Source organism: Eubacterium sp. 3_1_31 (assembly GCF_964249515.1).
GTDB lineage: Bacteria > Bacillota_I > Bacilli_A > Erysipelotrichales > Erysipelotrichaceae > Longicatena > Longicatena caecimuris.
In genome coordinates, this window is record NZ_CAXUBY010000067.1 from 1 (window position 1) to 10,231 (window position 10,231).

General features: G+C 38.9%; 8 protein-coding genes. 3 read left to right on the top strand and 5 right to left on the bottom strand.

Annotated features, from left to right (window positions below; all coding sequences use genetic code 11):
• Nucleotides 1–287: 287 nt before the first annotated feature.
• Nucleotides 288–788 carry a nitroreductase family protein gene (locus tag ACESSZ_RS15660; protein WP_008687402.1) on the top strand — a complete coding sequence of 167 codons (501 nt, stop codon included), beginning with the start codon at nucleotides 288–290 and terminating at the stop codon, nucleotides 786–788.
• Between the two features lie 263 nt (nucleotides 789–1,051).
• On the opposite strand, the gene ACESSZ_RS15665 is transcribed toward ACESSZ_RS15660, so the two are convergent.
• The 4 genes from ACESSZ_RS15665 to ACESSZ_RS15680 form a co-directional block, all read right to left on the bottom strand.
• Nucleotides 1,052–1,975 (bottom strand): isoaspartyl peptidase/L-asparaginase, encoded by a 924-nt coding sequence (locus ACESSZ_RS15665; protein WP_008687400.1) that lies wholly within the window; start codon nucleotides 1,973–1,975, stop codon nucleotides 1,052–1,054.
• Nucleotides 1,976–2,328: 353 nt separating this feature from the next.
• Nucleotides 2,329–3,279, bottom strand: coding sequence for an L-lactate dehydrogenase (locus tag ACESSZ_RS15670; RefSeq protein WP_020991126.1), 951 nt, complete (start codon nucleotides 3,277–3,279; stop codon nucleotides 2,329–2,331).
• A gap of 180 nt (nucleotides 3,280–3,459) precedes the next feature.
• Nucleotides 3,460–4,776 (bottom strand): replication-associated recombination protein A, encoded by a 1,317-nt coding sequence (locus ACESSZ_RS15675; RefSeq protein ID WP_008687397.1) that lies wholly within the window; start codon nucleotides 4,774–4,776, stop codon nucleotides 3,460–3,462.
• A gap of 374 nt (nucleotides 4,777–5,150) precedes the next feature.
• On the bottom strand, nucleotides 5,151–5,390 hold the full coding sequence (locus tag ACESSZ_RS15680; RefSeq protein ID WP_008687395.1) for a hypothetical protein: 240 nt from the start codon (nucleotides 5,388–5,390) through the stop codon (nucleotides 5,151–5,153).
• Nucleotides 5,391–5,925: 535 nt separating this feature from the next.
• Between ACESSZ_RS15680 and ACESSZ_RS15685 the strand changes: the two genes are divergently transcribed.
• Together ACESSZ_RS15685 and ACESSZ_RS15690 are read left to right on the top strand one after the other, a co-directional pair.
• Complete coding sequence (locus ACESSZ_RS15685; RefSeq protein ID WP_008687394.1) at nucleotides 5,926–7,827, top strand: acyl-CoA dehydrogenase family protein; 1,902 nt, start codon at nucleotides 5,926–5,928, stop codon at nucleotides 7,825–7,827.
• 14 nt (nucleotides 7,828–7,841) lie between these two features.
• Nucleotides 7,842–9,050 (top strand): FprA family A-type flavoprotein, encoded by a 1,209-nt coding sequence (locus ACESSZ_RS15690; RefSeq protein WP_008687391.1) that lies wholly within the window; start codon nucleotides 7,842–7,844, stop codon nucleotides 9,048–9,050.
• Between the two features lie 248 nt (nucleotides 9,051–9,298).
• On the opposite strand, the gene yaaA is transcribed toward ACESSZ_RS15690, so the two are convergent.
• Nucleotides 9,299–10,057: a peroxide stress protein YaaA gene (yaaA, locus tag ACESSZ_RS15695; RefSeq protein WP_008687390.1), complete on the bottom strand. Its 759-nt coding sequence runs from the start codon at nucleotides 10,055–10,057 to the stop codon at nucleotides 9,299–9,301.
• Nucleotides 10,058–10,231: the final 174 nt, after the last annotated feature.

The following is a 10,231-nucleotide window of genomic DNA, read 5'->3' on the forward strand; positions in this document are numbered from 1 at the left end:
ACAATACAGAAATCAATCCTTATTAACTACTTGATTTAGCTTATTTACTTTTTGTCCAAATAATTGGGTTCACTTCACAGGAACTCTTTTTTTCATACATTATGCATATTCAATATCATCATGATGTGAACAAGTAAAGAAACAAAATCTTCCTATGAATCATCATGACAATTGCTTTTTTCAACATCGCTTTTCTCCTCTATCATACGATACTATCATCAACCATGCATTCGCGATACATGTTTCTCATTTCTGTGCTATACTGATAGAAAAGGAGGCATCATGTTATGTTAGAGGAACTATTTAATCGTGTTAGTATTCGCCATTATCAAAATCGTGAAGTGGAACAAGCAAAATTAGAAGAAATGTTAAGAGCTGCCATGAATGCACCAACGGCCAGAAACACACAGAGCTGGCGTTTTCTAGTCATCACGAATAGAGAAACATTAAATCATATGACAGAGCTTCAGCCTTATACCGGGATGATGAAAGAAGCCTATTGTGCGATTCTCGTTATGGGAGATCGCAACGCAAATCCAGTCGATGAATATTTGTATGTAGATGCTGCCGCTGCCATTGAAAATATGTTGATTGAAGGTGTGCATCAAGGCCTTGGCACTTGTTGGTGTGCTGTTGGCCCTTCAAAAGAGCGCATTAGCAAGTTTAAAGAGTATTTCCATTTAAAAGATCATCTATTGCCTGTTGCTGTCGTTGCTGTTGGATACAGTGCAGAAGATAAGACAAGAATTGATCAGTATGATCCTGAAAAGGTTAGCTATTATCGATAGTGTTTATGTAAGCATTTCTTTCAACTGATTTCTAATAAGCCCTTCATGATTGAAAAGATGACAAAAAGAAAAAAAGATATAAAAAAGTGTTTAAAAAAACGTAGCACATCATTTCTTTTATAGACAACGTTTTCTTTATTTACGTTGTCTACTTAGAAGTGATCATATCTTTTCATGCTACGTTTTTTCTTATTGCTTATATCATTTCCAATCAGCTTTCAGCATACCTAAAAGCTTTAAATCTGTTTTTTGCGCATGTATACCTAATCTCCGGTATATTGCTTTATCCATGCGGCATCTGCTTCAAAGTTGTCATGCTTTCCATTTTGATAAGTCGCAACCATTAACTTGATGTCATCTTCTTGAATGACAACATATGGAAATTCTGAAATATTTGTGGAAGCGCCACAATTCCCATCCTTATCCATAGCAATCACACTGATCGCATCACAGGTACGATTGGCCATCTGCATGCGTTTTACATGTGCATCTAATACTGTATCGACGGCTGCTTGTACAGACATACCTGCTGCCATGGCATCGACTATGCGAATGGATAAGCATCCACGCATGATATCTTCTCCCAATCCGGTAGCTGCAGCACTTCCATACAGGGCATCACTGTAAAAACCGGAACCGATGATTGGAGAATCTCCTACACGTCCTTCATGTTTCATAAACAATCCGCTGGTAGATACTCCTGCTGCTAGCTCATCCTGACACTTTCCTAGCACACAAACTGTATCATGTCCTTCATATGCTTTTAATTCCATGTCTTCTTTTTGTTTATCTTGCCATCGTTTTTTACTTTGAGGCGTCATGTGATTTTGAAAAGCAAAACCTTCTTCTTGTGCAAAGGCCTCCGCACCCTTGCCTGACAGTAAACAATTTACTTTATAATCACTTAGCTTAGCCGCTACCGCAATTGGACTTTCAACATTTTCAACTTCGATGATACCACCAAAACCAAGCGTATTTCCATTCATATAAGCACTATCCAACTGCACATGTCCCTGCGCATTCGGCAAACCGCCATGTCCAACAGAGATAAATTCTTCTCTAGCTTCTACATCCTGAATAGCAGCTAAGATTGCCGCCTGTACAGAGCCATCCTGCTGCAATATATCTTTTGCCTTCAGCATTCCATCATACGACATTTTCCATGTCGAAATCATTGCCTTATTCATCTTCGATTACCCCTTTTCATACTACTTTATCACGATTGTAAAAGGCCTTACCATTGCTTTTTAACAATAACCTTTTACCATTTTAACGCTGTTATCATAGCATAAATCCATACACTTGCAAAGTTACAATTGACATCAGAACCTAGATGAAATGTTTCATCCTTACACAAACTACTCCTATAGAGATAGTAACACGCCTTCTTATCCCCCCTATGCGCTATACCTTTATGATGGCATGTGTATAGCAATCGATCGTCCTTTTTGCCCTTTTACTAAGAACTTTCACATTCCCATAAAGAAAGAAAAAGCTCTCCGTTCAAACGCTGCTAACGTTTGCCAAGAGAGCTCATCAATTATAACAATGGGTCAATCGTTCCTGTGTTGATGCTGCGCAATGTTTCACAGCTAGCATCAAATTTCGCCTGATCAACTTCATTTAATTCTAATTTCACAATTTCACGAATACCATTGCGGTTGATAATAGCAGGAACACCAATATATAAGCCTTCCTGGCCATATTCACCTTCCTGATATGCAGAGACTGTTAAGATTACATTTTCATCATCCAAGATAGCATGTACCAAACGATTCAAAGAAAGCCCGATTCCATAATACGTAGAACGTTTCCGTTTGATAATTTCATAACCAGCCTGCTGTACCTGTGTATAAATTTCATGCAGATCACTTAAGTCTTTACCTTGTTCATCCAGAATATCTAACAAATTCTTACATCCAACATAGGCATTTGTCCAAGGTACAAAACTGGAATCTCCATGTTCTCCCATAATATAGGCATGAATATTGCTGGAAGATACATCCAGATATTCACTCATCAGATAACGCAATCTGGCAGTATCTAAGATCGTACCAGAACCAATAACTCTTTCTTTTGGTAAACCACTTACTTTTTGAGCAACATAGGTCATGCTGTCAACCGGATTGCTGGCAACTACAATAATACCATCAAAGCCTGATTTCATGATATTTTCGGTCACGCTTTTTAAGATCATCGTGTCTTTGGCCGCAATATCCAGACGACTTTCGCCTTCCTTCATCGTAACACCGGCTGTAATCACAACGATGCTTGCATCTTTACATTCTTCATAACCACCAGCTTTGATCGTCATTTTTCCACGTGCATAAGGAAGTCCATGCTGTAAGTCCATCGCTTCTCCTACGGCTTTATCATGATTAACGTCAATCAAAACCAATTCATCGATACCGCCAGTGTTTAAGAAGCTGTATGCCATACTCATACCGACAAAGCCGGTACCTACCAATACTAATTTTCTTTTCTCATTCATATTCAAGTCCTCCTTTTTTACTATGTCCATGATTTTTAAAACCATACACAGTGTCTTTATGATGTTATCTTTAACTAACACAAGTATAGCATGTTTCTAACGGAAAGAACATATTAATGATTTCCCTTTTTCATGCAGAAAATGACCTATTCTTCCTTTTTATGCCATATTTTTTATATATCACTTATGCTTCTTGCGCCATTCCTCAATCTGCTTCATACGTGCAGTGACCTTACTCTCAGAACCTTGCATGGTAGGTTCATAATAAATCGTTCCCTGTAAAGTAGGTGGCAAACATTGCATGGTTGTCAGCTTATCCTCATAATCATGCGCATACTGGTATCCTTCCCCATAATGAAGTTCCTTCATTAATTTAGTCGGCGCATTGCGAATTTGTAGTGGTACTGGTTCACTAATCATCTTTAAGGCATCTTCTTTCGCATGTTCATAAGCCATATATAAAGCATTGCTTTTAGGTGCTAAAGATAAATAAGTAACAGCATGTGTCAGATGTACACTGCATTCAGGCATCCCGATAAAATGACATGCCTGATATGCCGCCACACAGATTTCTAGTGCCCGACTATCAGCCATACCAACATCCTCACTGGCAAAGCGTACCAATCTTCTTGCCACATACAATGGATCTTCTCCAGCCTCTAACATACGTGCAAGCCAGTAAATAGCTGCCTGCACATCACTGTTGCGCATGGATTTATGCAAAGCGCTGATCAGATTATAATGTTCTTCCCCTTTTTTATCATACAATAAGGATTTTTGATGGATGCACTGCTCCAGCGTTTCTTTTGTGACAAGATACCCTTCATCTGTTTTTTCTGCATTCAATACGACCATTTCCAAGGTATTCAAAGCGACTCTGGCATCTCCATTGGCAAACTGGGCAATCATATCCAACATGCTATCTTCCATCTGCACATTTAAAGTTCCAAAGCCTTTTTCATCCTGTAACGCATGTTGTAATAATTCCACTAAATCACTGGTTTCCAAACCTTTTAAAACAAATACTTTACATCGCGATAAGAGGGCAGAATTAATCTCAAAGGAAGGGTTTTCCGTTGTCGCTCCAATTAAGATGATGCTGCCTTTTTCCACATAAGGTAAAAAAGCATCCTGTTGTGCCTTGTTAAAACGATGAATCTCATCTACGAATAAAATAGTTCGTTTTCCAAACGCTCTGGCATCACTTGCTTCTTTCATGACTTGTTTGATTTCTCGTATGCCACTTGTGACAGCACTAAAATCAATAAAGCGGGATTGTGTCTTATGAGCGATGATCCTAGCCAAAGTTGTCTTACCAACACCGGGTGGACCCCAGAAAATCATACTGGTTACTTGATCTTTTTCAATTAGATTCCATAGGACCTTTCCTTTACCAATCAGATGTTTTTGCCCTACATAATCTTCTAAGCTCTGTGGTCGTAATCGACTTGCCAAAGGATCTTGTAAATCCTGATAAAACAAGGATTCTTGTTCCATGCACATCACTTCCTTAACTGCTTTCATTATAGCACATTTTAGCGAAAGCTTACGTGCCAGCTAAACTCATGTCACAATTCTTTCACATCCTAGATTAGTTAAATTGCTTTCTTACGACCAAAAACCTTTTTCTTATCAGAAATCTTTTTTACGCTATCGCTCATTCTATATCATGCAAGTTTCTCATACCGTTTTCTTCCTTTTGCCTAAGCTACCGTTTCCTCCCTGCATAACAACAAATTCTTTATTTTCATCTTCATCTTTACGTTCATCTTTTAGGACTTTTTCTTTTCCCAACTACTTATCAACCCTTCTACTTATCAACCCTTCTACTTATCAACCCTTCTACTTTTCATTCACCTTCATCATCTTCCTCATCCACAACAACAGGTAGGCAAGCTATGACCACTTCCATAATGTTGTTGCGCTTCTACTTCCGTAAAAAACACACTCTTGCCAATTTCTTCCTCAGCGATCCAATTATCCTCATCGCATAGGACATACGTATCAATCAGAAAAAAAAGCTCTCCCTTCTCTATTTTGATATCGCTCACTTTACCGCATTGAATATGTGAGCCAAGAATATAATATACTACACCGTTTCTTTCTAACATAGGAATCCTCCTGTTTCATCGGTTATAGAATACGAAACTAATTCCTCACTGTCAATTATTCTGCCTGTTAACTCGCTGTTGCATTCGCCTGAACAAAAAAGAAACGATGCTTTTAAAAAATGGTCAACTGGTGCCTGTAATGGTAATTGTTCTCATACTTTCATATGGTTAGCTCCTGTTTGGATAATTGCTCTCCTACTTTCATAGGGAATCGGTTATTCGTTCCTGTGTGGTAATTGTTCTTATACTTTCATTCAAGTAGTAAAACGATCTATCGGTTATAAAATGAACACTGCCTTACCTAATAAGAATTTAATAGCAGCATTCTAATACCACCAAATCTTCATACTTTGTCATAAGAAAAATTCGCTGGTGCATATCGCTATACAAAGCGCTTACATTCTGATATTGTATAACCAGAAAGTGAGAATACATTTCATTTTAATTCTTAATTTTAATTAAATGTAATTCTCAACCTATGGTTGCTCATGAAGCTCTTCATGACTGGCATTGTGTAAATAAGGAGGAAATGTACATGCTTTTTCAAACAACCAAGAAACAAGAAGACCTACGGAAAAAAGTACGCGAATTTGCGGAAAGCGAAGTAAAGCCAATTGCCTTTTTGCTAGATAAGGAAAATGAATTCCCTAGCGAAGCAATTGCCAAATTTGCCGACATGGGAATGATGGGTTTGCCTTATCCCAAAGAATATGGCGGTGCAGGAGCAGATGTCTTAAGCTATGCGATTGCAGTAGAAGAATTATCCAGAGTTGATGGAGGAACCGGTGTCATCTTATCAGCACATGTATCTTTAGGAAGCTATCCAATTTTTGCGTTTGGTAATGAAGAACAAAAACAGAAATATTTAACACCTTTAGCAAAGGGTGAAAAACTTGGTGCTTTTGGGTTAACAGAACCAAATGCCGGTAGTGATGCAGGTGGAACAGAAACAACGGCAGTATTAGAGGGTGATCATTATATCTTAAACGGTGGTAAAATCTTTATTACCAATGCGCCGGTAGCTGATACGTATGTTGTCTTTGCCTCAACAAATCCGGATGCCGGAACACATGGTATCTCTGCTTTCATCGTTGAAAAAGGATGGGAAGGCTTCACCTTTGGAGATCATTACGATAAGATGGGCATTCGCTCTTCTTCCACTGCGGAATTAATCTTTAATAATGTAAAAGTACCAAAAGAAAACCTGTTAGGTAAAGAAGGACAAGGCTTTAAGATTGCAATGGCTACGCTTGATGGCGGTCGTATCGGAATTGCTGCACAGGCATTAGGTATTGCTCAGGGTGCTTATGAACATGCTTTAGAATATGCAAAAGAGCGTATTCAGTTTGGCAAACCAATTGCCCAACAACAGGCAATTTCCTTTAAACTAGCTGATATGGCAACCAAATTACGCTGTGCTAGATTCCTTGTTTACAGTGCTGCTGAATTAAAAGAAGCCCATGAACCTTATGGCATGGAGAGTGCTATGGCTAAACAATATACCTCAGACATCTGCTTAGAGGTTGTCAATGATGCTTTACAGATCTTTGGCGGAAGTGGCTATTTAAAGGGTATGGAAGTCGAACGTGCTTATCGTGATGCGAAAATCTGTACAATCTATGAAGGTACCAATGAGATTCAGCGTGTTGTTATTGCGTCCCATATCATCGGTAAGATGAAAAAAGATGGTAAGGCAAAACGGAAAAAAACATCCATTACCGGTGAACGTAAGAAAATGATCTTCCGTGATGGCACACCAAAAGAACAAGTCGCAAAACTAGTTGAAGCATTGAAGAAAGATGGTTATGATTTCAGTGTAGGTATTGCGATGGATACTCCAATCGTCGATGCGGAACGTGTGATCAGTGCCGGCAAAGGTATTGGGGCAAAAGAAAACATGAAATTAATTGAAGAAGCTGCTAAATCACTAGGTGCTGCGATTGGTTCATCTCGTCCGGTTGCGGAAACTTTGAAATATGTGCCATTAAATCGCTATGTTGGTATGAGTGGACAGAAGTTTAGCGGCAATCTATATGTAGCTTGTGGTATTAGCGGTGCCGGTCAGCATTTAAAAGGTATTAAGGATGCGACAACCATCGTTGCCATCAACAACAATCCAAACGCTCCAATCTTTAAGAATGCCGATTATGGTATTGTAGGTGATTTGATGGAAATCTTACCTTTGTTAGCGGAAGCTTTGGATACGGGTGTAAAACAGCCGGCTCCACCAATGAAGAAGATGAAACGTCCATTTATCAAGAAAGAAGGACCTTCTTATAAACGCTATATCTGCAGTGGCTGCGGCTATGAATATGATATGGAAATCGGCGATCCGGCAAGTGATGTACCTGCAGGAACAACCTTTGATAAACTACCAGAAGAATGGATTTGTCCAGAATGCGGTGAAGAAAAAGAAAACTTCATCGAGATTGAATAGGAGGAAAAAGACGTATGTATTGTGTAAGAAAAGTTGTAGATGATCTGTATTGGGTAGGCGGTAATGACCATCGCTTAGCACTATTTGAAAATATTCATCCGATTCCTCGCGGCGTATCCTATAACTCCTATTTGCTGCTGGATGAAAAAACCGTTCTCTTTGATACCGTAGATTGGTCCATCTGCCGTCAGTTCTTAGAAAATGTGGAACATGTATTAGATGGCCGTGACTTAGATTATTTGGTAATTAATCATATGGAACCTGATCATGGTGCCAGCATTGAAGAAATCTTGTTGCGTTATCCAAATGTTACCATCATTTCCACAGAGAAAAGTATCATGTTGATGCATCAGTTTGGCTTTGATGTTGATGATAAGACCATGACTGTGAAAGAAGGCGATTCCTTTCGCTTCGGTAAACATAACATCGTCTTCGTGGAAGCTCCTATGGTCCATTGGCCGGAAGCAATGGTTAGCTTTGATACAACCGATGGCATTCTCTTCTCTGCCGATGCCTTTGGCTCCTTTGGTGCCTTAGATGGCAAACTGTTTAATGATGAAGTGAACTTTGACCGTGATTGGATTGATGATGCTCGTCGCTATTATACCAACATCGTTGGTAAATACGGTCCACATGTACAAGCCTTGTTAAAGAAAGCCTCCACCTTGGATATCCACTATATCTGTCCGCTACATGGACCGGTATGGCGCAATGACTTTGGCTATCTATTGGATAAATATGATAAATGGAGTCGTTATGAACCAGAAACATGCGGTGTGATGATTGCTTATGCGTCTATGTATGGAAATACTGAAAGTGCTGCTCAGGTATTAGCTGCGAAACTGGCAGAAAAAGGCATGACCAACATTGCCTTATATGATGTATCAAATACCCATGTATCCTACCTCATCAGTGAAACCTTTAAATATAGTCATATCGTTTTAGCAAGTGTTACCTATAATCTAGGTATTTATCCGGTAATGCATGATTATCTGATGCATATGAAGGCATTAAATCTACAGAAGCGTACCGTAGGTATCATTGAAAATGGTTCTTGGGCACCAAAATCCGGTTCTTTGATGAAAGAATTCTTGGATGAAGAGATGAAACAGATGAGCATTCTTAACAGTGAAGTCAATATGATTTCTGCCTTAAATGACAACAATGCAAATGAAGTTGATAATTTAGTAGAAAGCATCCTTGATTCCATGAAAGAAGCATAGATCTTCCACATGCAGGTGGGATGGTATTGATAAGGAAACGATCAATACTGTTACAAAACACATAGGGAAGAAAGATAATAAAAATAGAAGGAAATGGTATATCTGTTTCCTTCTTTTCTTATATGTTAAGGCATATCCTAAATTGTCTTTACATCTTGATGTTATCCTGTTTTATTTGAAGACGCTAAGAAGTACGAGTAAACATATGAGAGGACCTAATATTAAAACTCTCATCTTATAAATCCTCTTTATTTTTTCCTGGGAAATGCTCTGGTAAAAATAAATTCTTCACTACTGGATAAGGCTTCTTGAAAACGATAGCCAAGACCTTGAAACTGCTTGATATCCTCGATATCGGTAATCTGGTGCTCTGCCATATAACGCACCATTTCGCCTCTTGCCATTTTGACATAGACACCTTTTTCTTTTAAAGTATCCTTCGTTTCTTCCATGAAGCGACATTTCACATACCGTATAGCATCACGTTTGTAGCGTGTGATACAACGGCTATATTGCGCACTTGCCAGATCAACGATGACAGAGGATTCTTGGATAAGTTCACGATAGAGCTTATCTTGCCAAAAGGCATAGAGATTGCAAAAGGTGTCTGTACGTAAAAGACTGTTAATTTCCAGACGATAAGGCACTACACCATCCAGTGGTTTTAAGACACCATAAAAACCAGATAAGATACGCAAATGCTTTTGCACATAGGCAAATTGTTCATCACTGAAGATATCCGGTGCCATATACGTGTATTGAATGCCATCATAGGCTAACAGGGCCGGTACAACATTTTGTGTTAACTGCATAGTTTGGAATATCTGATATGCTTCTTGGGCGATACGTTCACTACAGGAAAGAATATGACGTAAAGCACTAACATCCTGCTGTTGCATAATCTTCGCCAATTGCTTGGTTTCCTTTAGCAACTTAGGTGTTCCCTGGGCATCTAAATAAGCGATATCATTGCGCATGCGTTTCGCTGGTGCAATGCAAATCATCATCTGCATATCCCTCCTTACGTGCCTATTAGCAAATGGAATCATGGCTTAATCATTCTTTACACATAAAATTATTTAAATGAGGTGTTACTCAAGAACTTAAATCGAGTAGGGTGAAATAAATCACCCTCTCACACCACCGTACGTACGGTTCCGTATACGGCGGTTCGTTTTAAT

Coding starts and splice junctions, on each gene's coding strand:
- yaaA (WP_008687390.1), bottom strand. CDS start 10,057: ATGATGATTTGCATTGCACCAGCGAAACGCATGCGCAATGATATCGCT.
- ACESSZ_RS15670 (WP_020991126.1), bottom strand. CDS start 3,279: ATGAATGAGAAAAGAAAATTAGTATTGGTAGGTACCGGCTTTGTCGGT.
- ACESSZ_RS15675 (WP_008687397.1), bottom strand. CDS start 4,776: ATGGAACAAGAATCCTTGTTTTATCAGGATTTACAAGATCCTTTGGCA.
- ACESSZ_RS15680 (WP_008687395.1), bottom strand. CDS start 5,390: ATGTTAGAAAGAAACGGTGTAGTATATTATATTCTTGGCTCACATATT.
- ACESSZ_RS15665 (WP_008687400.1), bottom strand. CDS start 1,975: ATGAATAAGGCAATGATTTCGACATGGAAAATGTCGTATGATGGAATG.
- ACESSZ_RS15690 (WP_008687391.1), top strand. CDS start 7,842: ATGTATTGTGTAAGAAAAGTTGTAGATGATCTGTATTGGGTAGGCGGT.
- ACESSZ_RS15685 (WP_008687394.1), top strand. CDS start 5,926: ATGCTTTTTCAAACAACCAAGAAACAAGAAGACCTACGGAAAAAAGTA.
- ACESSZ_RS15660 (WP_008687402.1), top strand. CDS start 288: ATGTTAGAGGAACTATTTAATCGTGTTAGTATTCGCCATTATCAAAAT.